We start from the raw sequence: 17,301 nt of genomic DNA, 5'->3' as shown, positions 1-17,301 counted from the left end.
GAGTTCTTCGACCTGCATATCGTCTCCGATGAAATCCACGGCGAACGCGGCTACCAGATCGTGCTGGAACACGCCAACACCCCGGAGCTGCAGCAGCGCTGCCTCAAGATCTGCGAGATCGGCGCCCAGATGCGCCTGCTCTACACCACCGCCCTCTATCACGACTACGTCGCTCAGGAAATTCCCCTGCCTGAACTGGACATGGCTGCCTGAGCCCGCCCCTGGGCGGAATCGCGGCATCGCATTGGCATTGACGGCCCCGCCCGGGGCCTGAGCAGATGAAAGGCTTGAATATCATGGCAGTGGCAAAGACAGACGAATTCAACAACTACATCAACGGCGAATGGTCGAAGAGCGCCAGCGGGCGCACCTTCGACAACGTCAACCCGGCCGATACCGGCGATATCGTTGGCCGTTTCCAGGCCTCGACCGCGGATGACGCGCAGGCCGCCGTGGCCGCCGCCGCGGCCGCGTTCGACGCCTGGAAGAAAACCCCCATCTCCAAGCGTGCCAAGATCCTCAACGGCGCCGCCGACTATCTGGAAGCCAACGCAGGCCAGATCGCCGAGGAACTGACCCGCGAAGAAGGCAAGGCGCTCAACCTGAGCAAGGATGAAGTGCTGCGCTCCGCGCAGACCATCCGCTTCTATGCCGTGGAAGGGCAGTCCTTCTCCGGCGAGACCTATCCCCAGGACGATCCCGACATGATCGTCTACAGCCAGCGCGAGCCGCTGGGCGTGGTGACCGTGATCTCGCCGTGGAATTTTCCGGTGTCGATCCCGGCGCGCAAGATTGCCCCGGCGCTGATCGCGGGCAACACCGTGGTGTTCAAGCCCTCGTCGGACGCGCCGCTGAGCGGCTACCGGCTGGCGCAGGCGTTTGTCGAAGCCGGCATCCCCAAGGGCGTGCTCAACTTCATCACCGGCCGTGCCGGCGACGTGGGCGCGGCCATTACCGAAGCACCGGCGGTGCGTGCGATCTCCTTTACCGGCTCCACGGCGGCTGGCCAGCATATCCATCGCTCGGTGTCGCTGAGCACGCGCACGCAGATGGAACTCGGCGGCAAGAACCCGCTGATCGTGATGGAAGACGCCGACCTGGACCGCGCGGTGGACCTCACCATCAAGGGCGGCTTGTCGCTCAGCGGCCAGGCGTGCACCGGCACCAGCCGCGTGCTGGTGATGGCTTCGGTCAAGGCCGCCTATACGGAGAAATTGCTGGCCAAGGTCAAGACCCTGAAGATCGGCAGCGGCATGACGCCTGGCATGGACGTGGGCCCGCTCGCGACCCGCAAGCAGCTCGAAACGGTGCTCGGCTATGTGGAAGCCGGCAAGGCCGAAGCCACGCACCTGTGCGGCGGCGACCGCCTGGGCGGCGAGCCATACGACAAGGGCTTCTATGTCTCGCCGGCCGTCTTCACCGGCGTCACCCAGCAGATGCGCATTGCCCGCGAGGAAATCTTCGGGCCGGTGATCGCCATCATCGAGGTGAGCAGCTACGCCGACGCCATCGCCAAGGCCAACGACACCGAGTACGGCTTGTCGGCCGCCATCGTGACCAGCAACCCGCGCTATGCGCACGACTTCGCGCATGACATCCAGTCGGGCACGGTCAAGATCAACCGCACCACCACGGGCAACCTGATCAACGCGCCGTTCGGCGGCCTCAAGCAATCCAGCACCTCCACCTTCCGCGAGTCGGGGCGGGCAGGGCTGGAGTTCTACACCCAGATCAAGACCGTTTATCGCGGCTGCTGAGCCGGCGCGCACGCGTCAATCGTCAACCGTCGATCATCAATCCGCATCAACGCATCAAGCAGGAGCAGGACATGAGAAAGGCCATCAAGCTGGAACTGAAGGAAGCCCGTCACATGGTGGCGGCAGCCATCCGCAAGTCCGAGGAAATCGGCGTGCTGGAATCGATCTGCGTGGTCGACGACGGCGGCTACCCGCTGGCGCTGGAGCGCATGGACGGCGCACGCATCACCGGCCCGCAGATCGCCTGGAACAAGGCCTTTACCGCCGCCGGCCACAAGCGCTCCACCCACCTGTTCAACCAGGCCCCCAACGGCCCCGCGCTGCCGGGCAATGAAGCCTTCGGTATCCAGTGGAGCTTCGAGGGCAAGTTTGCCGTGTTCGTAGGCGGCTTCCCGATCGTGGTCAATGGCGAAGTCATCGGCGGCATCGGCCTGAGCGGCGGCAACGGCGAGCAGGACACCGCCGCTGGCGTGGCAGCGCTGCAGGCCCTGCAGGAACTGCTGGCCGGCGACGACCTGAAGGTGCTGGTCGAAGYCGATATCAAGAAGTAAACCCAGGCCCCAGCGACAGCCCGCAAACCACGCAAACCGCGCGATGCGAAGCGAGCCGTCAAGGTGTACCAGGCCGTATGGGGCGCCTCGTGATCCGGCGAAAAGAGCGGAAAAGAGGGACCCATGTCTGAGTATCGCCTTAAGGCGATGCGAGTTTGGGTCCCGGCCGCTCTTTTCGTTGGATCACGAGGGGAAGTCGCCCCATCCGGCGCGCCTTCTTTGCCTACTTTCTTGGCAAGACAAGAAAGTAGGTCGCCGCCCCGCAGGGGTGGTGAAACTGCCTTTGATTTTAGCTTTTAGCTTCTAGCTTTTAGGTTTTAGGTCTCGAAGTCCACCCCCCCACGCATTCCGAGTCAGCCATGTCCTACCGCATTCACCTCATCGAATCCCAGCAGTCGTTTGACGTCGATGCCGACGAGTCGGTGCTGGATGGCGCCCTGCGCGCCAACGTGCAGATGGCGCACGACTGCCGCTTCGGCGGCTGCGCCACGTGCCGCGTCAGGCTGGTCGAAGGCGCGGTGGCCTATGAGGAGTACCCCATGGGCCTGACTCCGGAAGAAGAAGCCGAAGGCTTTGCGCTGGCCTGCCAGGCGCGGCCCAGCAGCGACCTGGTGATCAGCACCGCGCGCCCGGGCGAGCCGTGCGCCGAGCCCGCGCGGCACACCGCGGTGATCCGCAAGATCGCGCCGCTCAGCGCCGACGTGGTGCACCTGACGCTGGAGCTGCCGCAGGCGCAGGCGCTTGACTACCGTCCCGGCCAGTACCTCAAGATCTTTGTCGGTGACGGCATCGCGCGCAGTTTCTCGATGGCGTCGGTTCCCAAGGACCGCACGGTGGACCTGCATGTGCGCCGTATTCCCGGCGGCTACTTCACCGAGCGCTTGCTGGCGGGACTGCGCTCCGATGACCAGCTCGACGTGGAGCTGCCGCTGGGCGGCTTCTATTTCCGCAAGGACGACTATCGCCCGCTGGTGATGGTGGCCACGGGCACCGGGCTGGCGCCGATCAAGAGCATCCTCGAATCGCTGATGGACGATCCGGATTGCCCGCCGGTCTCGCTGTACTGGGGCATGCGTACCCAGGCGGATTTGTACCTGCACGAACAGATCCAGGCGTGGGGCGCGCGGCTCTACGATTTCCAGTACGTGCCGGTGCTGTCGCGTGCCGACGGCGCATGGAGCGGCCGGCGTGGCCACGTGCAGCACGCCGTTGCCGCCGACCTGCCGGACCTGTCGGAGCACGCCATCTACCTGTGCGGCTCGCCCGACATGATCCGCGACGCGCGCGAGATCTTTCTCGGGCTCGGCGCCAGCGGCGCGCATATCTACGCCGACAGCTTCACATTCCAGCACAGTTGAACCAGCGCGCGCGGGCTGGCCAATGCCGGCCCGCGCGCCCACAAGACGAACATGTCCGACGACCACGGCAGTGTTCCATCCGCCCACCCGGCGGGCCATCCCGGCGCCAGCCTCGGCTCGCGCCATTCGCCGCTGTTTTCGCAGGTGACCGATACCTTGCGCCAGCGCATCGTCGGCGGCGTGTACCGCCAGGGCGACCGCCTGGTGGAGCACACGCTGTCGGCTGAACTGGGCGTGTCGCGCGTGCCGGTGCGCGAGGCGCTGCGCGCGCTGGCGGCCGAGGGGCTGGTTCGCATCGAGCCGCGCCGGGGCGCGTCGGTGGCGTGCCTGTCGGAGCATGTGGCCCGGGAGATGGTGGAGGTGCGTGCCACGCTGGAAGGCCTGAACGCCAAGCTTGCGGCGCAACGGCGCGATCCCCGGCTGGTCGCCGAGCTGCAGGAGGTGCTGCGCCAGGGTAGCGCGGCTGCATGCGGCGGCGAGGATGCGCGCCTGCTCACGCTCAATTTCCGTTTTCACGAAGTGCTGGGCAATATCGCCGCCAACAGCGTGCTGCAGGAGATGATGCGCTCCTTGCGCGAGCGTACCGGGTTGGTGTTCGCGCCCGCGCACCGGCAGCGCGCGCAGCAGAACTGGGACGAGCACGCGCAGATCCTGCGGGCGGTGATTGCCGGCGACGCCGACCTCGCGTCACTGCTCGCCACACGCCATGTGTACAGCGCGGCAGAGGCGGCCACGCCTGTTGGCCCGGAAGCCTAGGCCCCTAGCTCCCTAGCTCCCTAGCTCCCTAGCCCCAGGTCCTTGGTGACGCAGCGCCATGGCAATGGCATGGTCCAGGTGTTCGATGCCGAAGGTCACGTCCTGTATCGTCCCATTGACGAAGAATGCCGGCGTGCTGCGCACATGGCTGGCGACGCCGCCTTGCTGGTGCTCGCGCACGCGCTGCAGGTAGGTGTGGGCCTTCATGTCGTAGTCATAACGCTCCAGGTCCAGTTCCAGCGTAGCGGCGTATTCCCGCAGCATCGCCGGCTTGATGCCGTGATGTTGCTCGAAGAGCTGCTGGTGCATCGGCCAGAACTTGTGCTGGGCCGCCGCGGCCTCGGCAGCCTCCGCGGCGGCTTGCGCCAGCGGGTGCCAGGCCGTCAGCGGGAAATGGCGGTACACAAAGCGCACGCGGTCGTGGTAGCGGGCAAGCAGGATCTTCACGCCGCCGTAGGCCAGGCGGCAATACTGGCATTCGAAGTCGCCGTATTCGACCACGGTGACGTGGGCCGAGGCAGGCCCCAGTACATGGTCGGTCTTTTCAACGAGTGTCGACAGCATGACATTCTCCTTGCAGGATTGGCGCATGGGGGGTGGCTTGCACGCGCGCTGGGCGCCGGGCACCCCTCAAGGAATGAACAGCTTGTCGATATAGCACCAGCGCCAGGTTTCGCCCGGCTCGAACGACTGGATTACCGGATGTTCCGTGGCCAGGAAATGCCGGGTGGCGTGCTGGTTGGGCGAGTCGTCGCAGCAGCCGACATGGCCGCAGCACAGGCACAAGCGCAGGTGCACCCATTCGTCGCCGCTGCGCAGGCATTCCTCGCAGCCTTCTGCGCTGGGTGTGACGGGATGGCTCAATGCCAGGTGCGCACACGCCGTTGTCATTGCGGTACTCCATCGTTGGCTCCGGCAGGGCGGGCCCGTGCCGCGCGCGGATGAGCCAGGGTCTTTTATTGTAGGCGGCGAAGATGCGAAGGAAAGCGCGGGCAGTCACCGCGCGGCGCGCTTGCGTCGCCTAGACTCAACGGATGGCCTGTTCCGGCCCGAAGTCCCGATTTCGTACTTCGTATTTCGTCATTTCGTCATTTCGTCATTTCGTATTTGGCATTGCACTCAGGAGGATGTCATGACCTGCAAGATCCAGGTGGTCTTCTACAGCATGTACGGGCACGTCTACAAAATGGCCGAAGCCGTGGCGGCGGGCGCGCGCGAAGTCGATGGCGCCGAGGTGACGTTGCTCCAGGTGCCGGAACTGGTGCCCGACGCCGTGCTGGAAAAGAGTGGCGCCAAGGCCGCTCGGGCGGCTTTCGCCCATGTGCCGGTGGCGGAGCCGGACAAACTGGCCGACGCCGATGCCATCCTGTTCGGCACCCCCACGCGGTTTGGCAATATGTGCGCGCAGATGCGCAATTTTCTCGACCAGACCGGCGGGCTGTGGATGAGCGGTGGGCTGGTGGGCAAGGTCGGCAGTGTCTTTACCAGCACCGCCACCCAGCACGGCGGCCAGGAGACCACGCTTACCAGCTTCCACAGCACGCTGCTGCATCAGGGCATGGTGATTGTTGGCGTGCCCTACGCCGAAGCGCGGCTGCTGGACATGAGCCAGATCACGGGGGGCACGCCCTATGGCGCCTCCACCCTGACGGCCGCCGACGGCTCGCGCCAGCCCAGCGAGAACGAACTGGCGATCGCAAAGTATCAGGGCCGGCACGTGGCCGGCATTGCCGCCAAGCTGGCGGCGCGTTAGCCGGGAGGCTGGCTGGCTGGCCGGCGGGTTCGGGTTCAGGCCGCCCGCTTGTTCTCCACCTCGGCCAGCACCGCGTCCAGGGTGTCGGCCAGCAGGTCGGCGTGCGCTTCGGTGAACACCATCGGCGGGCGGATCTTCAGGATGTTGGCCGCTTCGCCGGTGGCGCCAACCAGCACGTGGCGCTGCCGCAGGCCGTTGACGATGCGCGCCGTCTGCGCGGTCGCGGGTCGCGCGGCATCGCCGTCTTCGACAAACTCCACCGCGACGAACAGCCCGGCTCCGCGGATATCGCCGATCAGTGGACGGCGCGCCGCCACGCCGGCCAGCCGCTCGCGCAGGTACGCGCCCACGCGCCGCACCTGCGCCATGAGTTGCGTCTGCTCGATGACGTCAAGCACCGCCATGCCCGCGGCGACAGACACTGGATTGCCGCCGAAGGTATTGAAGTAACGGCACTCGCGCCCAAATGCCTCCAGCACGTCGGGGCGCACGGCCAGCCCGGCCAGCGGATGCCCGTTGCCCATCGGCTTGCCCATGGTGACGATGTCCGGCACCACGCCATGCCGCTGGAATCCCCAGAACGCCTCGCCGGTGCGCCCCAGGCCGGGCTGCACCTCGTCGGCGATGAACACGCCGCCGGCCGCGCGGATGGCGGCGGCCGCGTCTTTCAGGAAGCCGGGCGGATCGGTGAAGATGCCGTCGCTGGAGAACACGGTATCGACCAGCAGCGCGGCAGGGCGGATGCCATGCGCGCGCAGGTCCTCRATGGCGTGGCGCACGCCGTCGGCAAAGGCGGCACCGAGCTGCGCCGGCGCAACGCGGTAGCTGTCCGGCGCCGGCACGGTACGCACGTTGTCGCCAAGCTTCACGTAGCGCCCGAGCGAGGGCGATGCCTCGGCAATGGACGCGGTCACGCCGTGATAGGCAAAGCGCGTGATGATCAGCCCTTGCGCGCCGGTGTGGGCGCGCGCGATGCGCATCGCCAGGTCGTTGGCCTCGCTGCCGGTGCAGGTGAGCATGGCATGGCCCAGCGCGTCCGGCATGGTGGCCAGCAGGCGCTGCGCGTAATCCAGGATGCCCTCGTGCAGGTAGCGTGTGTGCGTGTTCAGCTGCGCCGCCTGGCGGGCAATGGCTTGCACCACCTGTGGATGGCAATGGYCGACCGAGGCCACATTGTTATACGCATCGAGGTAGCGCTCGCCGTTGGCGTCGTAAAGCCAGACGCCATCGCCGCGCACGATGTGCAGCGGCTCCTCGTAGAACAGGCGGTACGCCGGCCCAAGCACGCGGGCGCGCCGCTCGGTCAATGCTGCAACGCTAGGGGTGGCTGCTGCCGTGGTCATCGGATTCCTTGGTGTCGTGGTCACGCCAGCCCGCAGGCGCGGCGCAGGACGGAGCGTGCTTGTTCAGTGGGGATCGCGTCGCAGGCCGCCAGCCGGTCCCAGGAGACTGCGTTGTTGCGCAGCAGGTAGGGGGCGTTTTCCGGATGCCGCGCGGCGCGCCAGCCGCTGATGGCGACCACCATCACCAGCCGGGCCTGCACCAGGTCGAACAGCACGTCGACCTCATCCGCTTGCAGCGGCAGCACCGCGTGATACGCGGCGRCAAAGTCCGCCAGCGTGGCCATCGTGTCGCCGGCGGGGTCAACCTGATAGGCGGTGGCAACGGCCAGGTCGTCGATCAGCGGTGCATGGACCATGTCGCCAAAATCCAGCACGCCCGCAATGCGCGCGTGGTCTTGCGGGTCGACCAGCACGTTATAGATATTGAAGTCGTTGTGGATCGGCTGGGCCCGCAGGTGCGCCAGCCGGGGCTGCACGTTGGCGGCAAAGCGATCCAGCGCGCGGTTTGCCAGCGCGCGGCGCGGCGCGTCTGGGACGCTGTCGAGCAGCCCGCGCACGCGGTCGGCGCGCTGGATGTCCCACGGCAGCTCCAGTTCGCCGGCGGGATGGCGGAAGTCGCACAGCGCCAGGTCGAGCCGGGCCAGCGTGCGCGCCAGCTCACGTGCCTGCGCTTGCGAGCGCTGCGCCTTGGGCAGCGGCTCGCCAGGCAGGTAGCTGAACAGGCGCACCACGCGCGCTTGGCCACCGGGTGGCTGGATGATCAGCGATGGCTGGCCCGCCAGGGTTGGCACGATGCGCTGCACGGGCAGGGCGGGGTCGGCCGCGGCGATGTGCAGCAGCGCCTGGGTCTGGAAGTCCGCCACCAGCGGCAGCTCGGCGGGATGCGAGACCTTGAGCATGTAGCTTGCCGCTGGCGTTTCCAGCAGGAAGTTCCGGTCGCGCTCGCCGGTCAGCGGGGAGAGCCGGCCCGCCAGCCCGTAGTGCTGCGTGAGCAGCGCCATCGCCCACGTCACAGGGACTTCGGGCGAGCCTTCGCTAAGCACATCGGCGGCCGCCAGCGCCGCGCTTGCCGGCCCGTTCATGCCGCGCTCGCGAAGCCGCGCAGCGCGCTGGACAGGTTGGGCCCAAGGTCGTCTGAGAGATACCCGCCTTCCTGCACCAGCACCGTCGGCAAGCCCAGCCGCGCGATTGCCGCGGTGATCAGCGCGAAGCCGGGCGTGGTGACGGCCAGTGCCTGGTATGGGTCGCGCTCGTGCGCGTCCAGCCCTAGCGCCACCACCAGCGCGCCGGGCGCGAAGGCGCGGATGCTCTGGCACACGTCGCGCAGCGCCGCCAGGTAGGCCTCGTCGCCGGTGCCGCGCGCCAGCGGCCGGTTGATGTTGTAGCCGAGGCCTTCCGCCTCGCCGCGCTCGTGCGCGTGTCCGGTGAAAAAGGGCGTGAACAGCATCGGGTCGCCATGCAGCGACACGGTCAGCACGTCGTTGCGCCGGTAGAAGATGCCCTGGGTGCCGTTGCCGTGGTGCATGTCGATGTCGAGGATGGCGACGCGGTCATGGTGGCGACGCAGGTGCTGCGCGGCAATGGCGGTGTTGTTCAGGTAGCAAAAGCCGTTGGCGCGGTCCGCATAGGCATGGTGGCCCGGCGGGCGGCACAGCGCATAGGCGGCGCGTTCGCCGTCTGCGACCAGCTGCGCGGCGTGGGTGGCCACGTCGGCCGAGCCGACCGCCGCGCGCCAGGTGCTGGGGCCGATGGAGCAGGCGGCGTCGCCCATGTGGAAGCCCGCCTGGCCGACCACGCTGTCGGGATAGGTGCAGGGCTGCCCGGGGAAGGGGTGGATGTTGGGCAAAACCTCTTCGGAGGCGTCGGGCAGCAGTTGCCAGCGGTCGTACGCGGTTTCCAGGAAGCGCAGGTATTCCGGCGTGTGGATCGCGGCGCGCGGGCCGGGGCCGTGATCGGCGGGGGCGATCACGTCGTGGCCATCGGCGCGCACCGCCGCCAAGAGGCGCAGGGCGCGCTCGGGCTGCTCATTGCTGCGCTTCATCTTGCCGCGCACCATGAACGCGTGCGGGTCGTGGTCGAGATGCAGATCGCTGTAGACGACTTTCATAGGACGGACTCCATCGGGGGCGCCTCGGCGGCGCCTTGTTTTTGCATGAACACCGCCCGGACATGGACCCAGGCGTCATCGATATGGAAGCGCACCGCGGCTTGCGCGGCGGCTTCGTCGCGCCGCGCAATCGCCTCGGCAATGGGGCGATGGGTCTCGGCCACGGCCTTGGGGTCGTGGTACACGCTGTCGATCAGCGCCACGATCATGCGGATTTCCGTTTGCATCATGGAGAACATGCGATGCAGGTAGGCATTGCCGGACAGCTCGCAGATGGCTGTGTGGAACGCGAGGTCGCGCGCCACCCGCTCGATCTGTGGCAGCGATTCGGCCTCCTGCACCATGCGGTCGACCATGGCCACGAGCTGCTTCAGCCCGGCCTCCGGCGCCTGCTTGCAGGCGAGCGATGCGGCCATCAGCTCCAGGTTCAGCCGTACCTGGAACAGGTCGTCGATCTCGCGCACCGTCACCGTGCGCACCGCAAAGCCATGGCGCGGGCGCGAGACCAGCACGCCTTGGCGCTCCAGCCGCCGCGCCGCCTCGCGCACCGGCGCGCGGCTGACATTCATGCGGCGGGCGATGTCGGCCTCGACGATGCGGCTGCCGGGCGGGAGCCGGCCTTCGACGATGGCCTGGGTGAGTTGCGCCTCCACCGCCGCCACCAGGTCTGAGACTTCGATGGAGGCAAAGGGCGAGGATTCGTCGAATGTGGAATCAGACATGGGCTTAGTCCTTGGGTCGGGCTACGACCGGCTTTACCAGCGGCGCGGGCGGCACCGGCGGCGCCTGCCGCCCGCGCAATGCGAGGTAGCCGCCCGACAGCATGATCAGCACGATGCCCGCCAGCGCGATGCCATCGGGCGGGCGCTGGAAGACAAAGGTACTGATCAGCACGGCGAGCAGCAGTTGAAAGTAATTGAGCGGCGCGAGCGTGGCGGCGGCAACGCGCCGGAAGGCGGCCAGCAGCAGCAACTGGGCCAGGCCGCTGCAGGCGCCACCGGCCATCATCAGCAAGATGTCGGGTGCGGACGGCATGACCTCAGGCAGCGTTACCAGCGCCGGCACGCCGGTCACCACCAGGCAGATCAGCGCGGTCCAGGCATAGAGCACCGGCCCGGCGACCACGCCGGCCAGCCGGCGCGTCAGCAGCTGGAAGGCCGCGTAGCACACGGCCGAGACGATCATCAGCACCGTGCCGGCCAAGGGCAGGTCGCCGCCGGGCCGCACGATCAGCAGCATGCCGCCAAAGCCGGCCAGCACCGCGGCCCACTGCGCGCGCCCCACCCGCTCGCCCAGCACCGCCGGCGACAGCGCCACCATGATCAGCGGCGCGGTGAAGTAGATCGCCGTTGCCTCGGCCAGCGGCATGTGCACCAGCGCGGCCATGAAGCAGCTTGCCACGATGCCAAGCGCCAGCCCGCGCGCCAGCAGCAGCCACTTGCAGGGCGTGCGCCACAGCTTCAAGCCGCCTTCGCGCAGCAGCCACACCAGCGCGATGACGCTCACCGACACATAGCGGGTGAGGTTCATCATGGGCGCCGAGTGGTCGCGCAGCATCCATTTGCAGAAGGCGTCGTAGCTGGCAAACGCCACCAGCGCGCAGAAGAACAGCAGGATGCCGTCGCGGCGCGCACTCGCCGTGGTGAGCCGTAGCGAAGGATTGGCCGGGCCGGTCATCAGGCGGCAGCCTTGTTGCTGGGCGGGAACTCACGCTCCAGCGCCACCATGGCGCGCTCGAACCGCGTGAACAGCTCGTCGATCTGCGCCTCGGTGATGATCAGCGGTGGGCAGAACGCAATGGTGTCGCCCATGGCGCGCACGATCAGGCCGTGCTCCTGGGCCAGCTGGGCCAGGCGCGGGCCAGCCTTCAGGGCCGGGTCGAAGGCGCGCCGCGCCGCCGGATCCGCCGCCAGCTCGACCGCGCCCAGCAGGCCAACCCCGCGCACCTCGCCCACCAGCGCTCGCCCGGCATAGGCCCGCAGCGCTTGCTGGAAGCGGGGCGCGATGGCATTCACGTGATCGAGGATGTGGTCATCCTCATAGACGCGCAGCGTCTCCAGCGCCACCGCCGTGGTGACCGGATGGCCCGAGTAGGTGAAGCCATGGCCGAAGGTGCCGATCTTGCCGCTGTTGGCGGCAATGGCCGCATGCACCTTCTCCGACACCATCACCGCCGAGATCGGCATGTAGCCCGAGGACAGCGCCTTGGCGCAGGTGAGGATGTCGGGCTGCATGCCGTAGGTGGTGGAGCCGAACATCGCGCCGGTCCGGCCAAAGCCGCAGATCACCTCGTCGGCGATCAGCAGGATGTCATGGCGGCGCAGCACGGCCTGGATCTCGGCAAAGTAGGTGGCCGGCGGCACGATCACGCCGCCCGCGCCCATCACCGGCTCGGCGATGAAGGCGCCGATCGTGTCCGGGCCCTCCGCCCGGATCAGCGCTTCGAGCTCCTGCGCCAGGCGGCTGGCGAACGCCGCCTCGCTCTCGCCCGGCGCGCCGTAGCGGTAGTGGTGCGGGCAGCCGGCGCGCAGGATGCGGTCGATGGGCAGGTCGAAATCGCGGTGGTTGGCCTGCAGGCCGCTCAGGCTCGCAGCCGCCACGGTGACGCCGTGATAGGCGTTGGTGCGCGCGATGATCTTCTTCTTGTCCGGCTTGCCGATGGCGTTGTGGTAGTACCAGACCAGCTTCACGGCGGTGTCGTTGGCCTCCGAGCCGGAGTTGGCGAAGAACACCTTGGACATCGGCACCGGCGCCATCGCGACCAGCTTCTCGGCCAGCATGATGGCGGCCGGGTTGGAGCGATGGTTGAACGTGTGATAGTAGGGCAGCGTGCGCATGGCCTCCACGCCGGCCTCGATCACGCGTGCATGGCTGAACCCGAGCGAGCTGCACCACAGGCCGGACATCCCCTCCAGGTAGCGCTTGCCCTGGTCGTCCTCCACATAGATGCCGTCGCCTTTGGTGATGACGAGCGGGCCGACGCCGGGGTGGGCGGCCAGGTTGGTAAAGGGGTGCAGGTGGGCCGCGATATCGTCTGCGGCAAGGGCGGCGTGGGAGGGCAAGGCGACGGTCATGTCAGTGACGTCCTGTTGTTTGTTGGTATCGGGTGTGTCGGAGCGCTGGGGCAGCGGCATGCCAAGGTCAAACGCGTCAATATCAATATCCCTGTGCCGGGTCGACAGCCACGGCAGGCCGCTGCCCGCGGCGCAGCTGGGCCAGATTATCCAGCGTCTGGCGCGCGATCGTCGCCGGATCGGTGCGTGCCGCCACGTGCGGCGTGACCACAATGCGCGGATGCCGCCAGAACGGATGCCCGGATGGCAGCGGCTCGTGCTGGAAGGCATCCAGCGTGGCCGCGCCCAGCGTGCCGTCGTCCAGCGCGCGCAGCAGGTCAGGCTCGACCAGGTGGCTGCCCCGGCCCACGTTGATCAGGTGCGCGCCGCGCGGCAGGCGGGCGAACAGGCCGGCGCACAGGAAACCCTGCGTCTGCGCGGTCAGCGGCAGCAGGCAAACCAGCGCGTCGCAGCCCGCCAGGAAGGCATCCAGGCCGTCCTGGCCGTGGAAGGCTTCAACGCCTTCGGGCAGGCCCGCCTTGGGGCTGCGGCTCCAGCCGCGCACCGCATAGCCCACCGCCTGCAGCGCGCGGGCGCTGGCAATGCCCAGCGTGCCCAGCCCCGCAATGCCCACGCGGTGCCGTGACGGCGCCACGATGGGCTGCTCCTGCCACTGCCCGGCCGCCGCGCTGGCCAGATAGGCGCCCATGCTGCGCTGGTGCTGGATCACGGCCCACGTCACGTAGGCCGTCATGGTGCCCGCCATGGCGGTATCCACGATGCGGCAGACGGTTGGCCCTGGCGGCAGGTCCGGGTCGCTGTGCAGGTGGTCGATGCCCGCGCCCAGCGACTGCACCAGGCGCAGCTTGGGCATGGCCGCCAGCAGGCCGGGCGGGGGCGCCCAGCAGACCGCGGCATCGATGTCGTCAAGCGCGCCCAGGTCGGGGCCCACGCGCAGGTCCAGCCCGGGCGCCGCCGCGCGGAAGGCGGGTACCAGGTAGTGCATGTCGAGCACGCTGCTGAGCAGCGCCACGCAGGGTGGCTTGTTTGTCGTCGTGTCCATCTTGTTCCGTGTCCCGGCCAGATTGTCGAGGTCGGTGCGGGTCATGCGTAGCCCCCGACCGCTTGCAGGCGGGCTGGCTCTGGTGGCTCTGGTATCTCGGGTGCCTGCGCTGCCCCCTGCACCCGGGTCAAGCGCGGGATGGCTTCGATCAGCTTGCGCGTGTAGGCATGCTCGGGCGCGCTCAGCACGCGGGCCGTCTCGCCGTACTCGACCACCTCGCCGCGCTGCATGACGGCGATCTTGTCGCACATCTGCGCGGCCACGCGCAGGTCGTGGGTGATAAAGACCATGGCCAGCTTGAACTGCTCGCGCACCTTGGCGAACAACTCCAGCACCTGCGCCTGCACCGACACATCCAGCGCGGAGACGGGCTCGTCCGCCACCAGCAATTCCGGCTGCATCGCTAGCGCCCGGGCAATGCCGATGCGCTGGCGCTGCCCGCCGGAGAACTCATGCGGGTAGCGCTCGGCCGCCTCCGGCCCCAGCCCGACCAGCCCGAGCAGCTCCAGCGTGCGCGCCTGTGCCTCCTGGCGCGGTACGCCCTGCGCGATGGGGCCGGCGGCGATGGCCGCACCGATCCGGTGCCGGGGATTGAGCGACGCGTAAGGATCCTGGAACACCATCTGCAGCTTGCCGCCCGCGCGCTGCAGCAGCCCGCCGCCTTGCGACAGGTTGCGCCCGTTGATCATGATGCGGCCGCTGTCGAACGGCGCCAGGCCGACGATGCAGCGGCCCACCGTGGATTTGCCGGAGCCCGATTCCCCCACCAGCCCGAGCGTCTGCCCGCGCAGCAGCTCGAAGTTCACGTTGCGCGCGGCTTGCACCTCGCGCCCGCGCCGCAGCAGGCCGCCGCCGGTGCGGTAGGTCTTGCACAGGTCCTGCACCTGCAGCACGCGGTTGGCCTCTACCTGCACGGGCGGCTGGCGCAGGTGCCCGCCGGGAATGGCGCTGATCAGCTTGCGGGTATAGGGGTGCTGCGGATCGGTCAGCACGCGCGCGGCCGGCCCGGCCTCGACAATGGTGCCGGTTTGCATCACCACCACCTGGTCGGCGATCTCGGACACCACGCCGAAATCGTGCGTGATGAACAGCACGGCCATGCCGCGCCGCTTTTGCAGGTCGCGAATCAGCTGCAGGATCTGCGCCTGCGTGGTCACGTCGAGCGCCGTGGTGGGCTCGTCGGCGATCAGCAGGCGCGGCTCCAGCGCCATGGCGCAGGCGATCATCACGCGTTGGCGTTGCCCGCCCGACAGGCGGAAGGGGTAGCTGTCGTACAGCAGTTCCGGATCGGGCAAGCCGACATCGGCCAGCGCCGCCACGATGCGCTTGCGCTTGTCGGCCGCGCCCAGCCGCTGGTGCGCATCGAACACCTCGGCGATCTGGTCGCCGATGCGCATCACCGGGTTGAGCGCCGTCATGGGTTCCTGGAACACCATGCCGATCTTCTGCCCGCGCAGCTCGCGCATGGCGTCGTCATCCAGCTGCAGCAGGTCCTGGCCCTCAAACAGGATGCGCCCGGCCACCGGCTCCACATGGGGGCGCGGCAGCAGGCCCATCACCGCATTGGCGATCATGGACTTGCCGGAGCCGGACTCGCCCACCACGCACAGGGTCTGGCCCGCTTCCAGCGTCAGCGAGGCGCCTTGCACCGCCAGCGCGCGGTCGCCGCCGGCAGGCAGGCGGATGCTCAGGTCCTGGATATCTAGTACTGGTGTGCTCATCGTCCGCTCCCGCCAAGGCGCGCATTGAGCGCGTCGTTCAGGCCTTCGCCCACCATATTGAGCGCCAGCACCGTCAGCAGGATGGCGGTGCCGGGAAACACCGCCATCCACCAGGCCTGGCGCAGCACGGTGCGCGCCGAGCCCACCATGTAGCCCCAGCTCATGTGGTTCGGGTCGCCGAGACCCAGGAAGCTCAGGCTGGATTCGAGCAGGATGGCGGTCGCCACCATCAGCGAGGCCATCACGACGATGGGCGAGCTGGCATTGGGCAGGATCTGCGACAGGATGATGCGTGGTGTCGATTGCCCGGCCAGCTTCGCGGCCTGCACAAAGTCGCGCTGGCGCAGCGTGAGGAACTCGCTGCGCACCAGGCGCGCCACCGGCGGCCAGGACACGATGGCGATCGCCGCCACGATGGAGCCGATGGACGGCTCGAAGATCGCCACCAGCACCAGCGCCAGCGCAAAGCTCGGCACCGCCTGGAACAGCTCGGTGAAGCGCATCAGCGCCGCATCGATCCACCCGCCGAAGTAGCCGGAAATGGCGCCCAGGGTCACGCCGATCAAGAGCGAGACCACCGTGGACACCACGCCGATCAGCAGCGAGATGCGCGCGCCGTGGATCACGCCCGCCAGGATGTCGCGCCCCATGGTGTCGGTGCCCATGGCAAAGCCGGGCTCCTGCATCGGCTGCAGGAACGGCTGCTGCACCATGTCCCAGGGATCATGCCCGGCCATCCACGGCCCGAACAGCGCGAGCACGGCAAAGCCCACCAGTACCACCATGCCGAGCACGGCTGCCTTGTTGCGGCAGAACCGCCGCCAGAAAGTGTTTTTCATTGCATCTCGATCCGCGGGTCGACCAGCGTGTAGACAAAGTCGGTCAACAGGTTGAACAACACGGCCATGGCCGCGGTGACCAGGAAGCAGCCCAGCAGCAGGTTGTAGTCACGCTGCAGCAGGGCGTCGAACATCAGGCGGCCAATGCCGGGCCAGGCGAACACCGTCTCGGTCAGCACCGCGCCGCCGATCATGCCGCCGGCCTGGATGCCGGCCAGCGTCACCACCGGCAGCAGGGCGTTGCGCAGGATGTGGGCGCGCTGGATGCGCCCGGGCCGCACACCCTTGGCGCGCGCGGTCTTGACGAAATCCATCTGCGCCACCTCCAGCATCGAGGCCCGTGTCATGCGCGCATACACCGCCATGTAGAACAGCGCCAGCGTGAGCGCGGGCAGCACCAGGTGCGTGGCAATGTCGAACACCAGCGCCAGGCCATGCAGGTCCGCCCCCACGGTGAAGTAGCCAAAGCCGGGCAGCCAGTCGAGCTTGACCGAGAACAGCAGCACCGCCATCATCGCCAGCCAGTACAAGGGCGTTGCGTAGAACACCAGGGCGAACAGGGTGATGGCGTTGTCCACCCAGCTCCCCGCGCGCCGGCTAGCCCACGCCCCCAGCACCACGCCGAACAGCACCGAGAGCAGGAAGGCGCTGCCGGTCAGGATCAGCGTGGCCGGCAGGCGCTGCAGGATCAGGTCCAGCACCGGCTGCTGCTGGCGGTAGGAGTAGCCCAGGTCCAGGTGCACCACGTGGCCAAGGTAAGTGGCAAGCTGCTCCGGCACCGGCTTGTCCAGCCCGAACTGCGTGCGCAACTGCGCCACGAACTGCGGGTCGGAGGCCCCGGCCTCGCCAGCCATCACCGAGACAGGGTCTCCCGGCGCGGCCCGGATCAGCAGGAAGTTGACGGTCGCGATGACCAGGATCGCGATCACGCCCTGTACCACCCGGCCTAGCATGCGCTGCGTACGACTCATGGCTTTGCCCCAGAGATAAAGATGACTGC

The 17,301-nt window shown here is 68.1% G+C and carries 17 protein-coding genes and 1 pseudogene; 6 read left to right on the top strand and 12 right to left on the bottom strand.

Annotated features, from left to right (window positions below; translation table 11 throughout):
- From AB4061_RS17945 to AB4061_RS17925, 5 genes and pseudogenes are all read left to right on the top strand, one after another.
- A pseudogene (locus tag AB4061_RS17945) lies at positions 1–213 on the top strand (iron-containing redox enzyme family protein); the annotation flags it as partial.
- Positions 214–296: 83 nt separating this feature from the next.
- On the top strand, positions 297–1,757 hold the full coding sequence (locus AB4061_RS17940; protein WP_441636064.1) for an aldehyde dehydrogenase family protein: 1,461 nt from the start codon (positions 297–299) through the stop codon (positions 1,755–1,757).
- A 71-nt stretch (positions 1,758–1,828) separates the two neighbouring features.
- Positions 1,829–2,308, top strand: coding sequence for a GlcG/HbpS family heme-binding protein (locus AB4061_RS17935; protein WP_441636048.1), 480 nt, complete (start codon positions 1,829–1,831; stop codon positions 2,306–2,308).
- Between the two features lie 359 nt (positions 2,309–2,667).
- The gene (locus AB4061_RS17930) at positions 2,668–3,666 is read left to right on the top strand and encodes a 2Fe-2S iron-sulfur cluster-binding protein (protein ID WP_441636046.1); all 999 of its coding nucleotides are present in this window, start codon (positions 2,668–2,670) and stop codon (positions 3,664–3,666) included.
- 51 nt (positions 3,667–3,717) lie between these two features.
- Complete coding sequence (locus AB4061_RS17925) at positions 3,718–4,422, top strand: GntR family transcriptional regulator (RefSeq protein WP_441636044.1); 705 nt, start codon at positions 3,718–3,720, stop codon at positions 4,420–4,422.
- Positions 4,423–4,434: 12 nt separating this feature from the next.
- Here AB4061_RS17925 and AB4061_RS17920 read toward each other — a convergent pair whose 3' ends face one another.
- Both AB4061_RS17920 and AB4061_RS17915 read right to left on the bottom strand, forming a co-directional pair.
- Positions 4,435–4,986 carry a DsbA family protein gene (locus tag AB4061_RS17920; RefSeq protein WP_441636042.1) on the bottom strand — a complete coding sequence of 184 codons (552 nt, stop codon included), beginning with the start codon at positions 4,984–4,986 and terminating at the stop codon, positions 4,435–4,437.
- 66 nt (positions 4,987–5,052) lie between these two features.
- A complete protein-coding gene (locus AB4061_RS17915; protein ID WP_043354618.1) occupies positions 5,053–5,313 on the bottom strand; it encodes a UBP-type zinc finger domain-containing protein in 261 nt (86 codons plus the stop codon).
- Positions 5,314–5,554: 241 nt separating this feature from the next.
- On the opposite strand from AB4061_RS17915, the gene wrbA reads away from it, so the two are divergent.
- The gene (gene wrbA, locus AB4061_RS17910) at positions 5,555–6,175 is read left to right on the top strand and encodes an NAD(P)H:quinone oxidoreductase (RefSeq protein ID WP_441636040.1); all 621 of its coding nucleotides are present in this window, start codon (positions 5,555–5,557) and stop codon (positions 6,173–6,175) included.
- Between the two features lie 35 nt (positions 6,176–6,210).
- Here the strand turns inward: wrbA and AB4061_RS17905 are convergent, their stop codons facing one another.
- From AB4061_RS17905 to AB4061_RS17860, 10 genes are all read right to left on the bottom strand, one after another.
- On the bottom strand, positions 6,211–7,518 hold the full coding sequence (locus AB4061_RS17905) for an aspartate aminotransferase family protein (protein ID WP_441636038.1): 1,308 nt from the start codon (positions 7,516–7,518) through the stop codon (positions 6,211–6,213).
- Positions 7,519–7,538: 20 nt separating this feature from the next.
- The gene (locus AB4061_RS17900) at positions 7,539–8,600 is read right to left on the bottom strand and encodes a phosphotransferase (protein WP_441636036.1); all 1,062 of its coding nucleotides are present in this window, start codon (positions 8,598–8,600) and stop codon (positions 7,539–7,541) included.
- Entirely contained in the window at positions 8,597–9,625 is a 1,029-nt protein-coding gene (locus AB4061_RS17895; RefSeq protein ID WP_441636034.1) for a histone deacetylase family protein, read from the bottom strand. The genes AB4061_RS17900 and AB4061_RS17895 overlap by 4 nt, the downstream gene beginning before the upstream one ends.
- The gene (locus AB4061_RS17890; protein WP_441636032.1) at positions 9,622–10,347 is read right to left on the bottom strand and encodes a GntR family transcriptional regulator; all 726 of its coding nucleotides are present in this window, start codon (positions 10,345–10,347) and stop codon (positions 9,622–9,624) included. The genes AB4061_RS17895 and AB4061_RS17890 overlap by 4 nt, the downstream gene beginning before the upstream one ends.
- A gap of 4 nt (positions 10,348–10,351) precedes the next feature.
- Positions 10,352–11,302 carry a DMT family transporter gene (locus tag AB4061_RS17885; protein WP_441636030.1) on the bottom strand — a complete coding sequence of 317 codons (951 nt, stop codon included), beginning with the start codon at positions 11,300–11,302 and terminating at the stop codon, positions 10,352–10,354.
- Positions 11,302–12,699, bottom strand: a complete 1,398-nt coding sequence (locus AB4061_RS17880) for an aspartate aminotransferase family protein (protein WP_441636062.1) — start codon at positions 12,697–12,699, stop codon at positions 11,302–11,304. Before AB4061_RS17880 ends, AB4061_RS17885 begins: the two co-directional genes overlap by 1 nt.
- A gap of 82 nt (positions 12,700–12,781) precedes the next feature.
- Positions 12,782–13,786: a 2-hydroxyacid dehydrogenase gene (locus AB4061_RS17875; protein ID WP_441636028.1), complete on the bottom strand. Its 1,005-nt coding sequence runs from the start codon at positions 13,784–13,786 to the stop codon at positions 12,782–12,784.
- Positions 13,783–15,462 carry a dipeptide ABC transporter ATP-binding protein gene (locus AB4061_RS17870; protein WP_441636026.1) on the bottom strand — a complete coding sequence of 560 codons (1,680 nt, stop codon included), beginning with the start codon at positions 15,460–15,462 and terminating at the stop codon, positions 13,783–13,785. Before AB4061_RS17870 ends, AB4061_RS17875 begins: the two co-directional genes overlap by 4 nt.
- A complete protein-coding gene (locus AB4061_RS17865; RefSeq protein WP_174428021.1) occupies positions 15,459–16,301 on the bottom strand; it encodes an ABC transporter permease in 843 nt (280 codons plus the stop codon). The genes AB4061_RS17870 and AB4061_RS17865 overlap by 4 nt, the downstream gene beginning before the upstream one ends.
- Positions 16,298–17,272: an ABC transporter permease gene (locus AB4061_RS17860; protein ID WP_043354633.1), complete on the bottom strand. Its 975-nt coding sequence runs from the start codon at positions 17,270–17,272 to the stop codon at positions 16,298–16,300. The genes AB4061_RS17865 and AB4061_RS17860 overlap by 4 nt, the downstream gene beginning before the upstream one ends.
- Positions 17,273–17,301: the final 29 nt, after the last annotated feature.

This window comes from Cupriavidus sp. YAF13 (genome assembly GCF_052113425.1).
Lineage (GTDB): Bacteria > Pseudomonadota > Gammaproteobacteria > Burkholderiales > Burkholderiaceae > Cupriavidus.
Note: the sequence above shows the minus strand (reverse complement) of the source record. Positions and strands in the feature narration are given on the sequence as shown.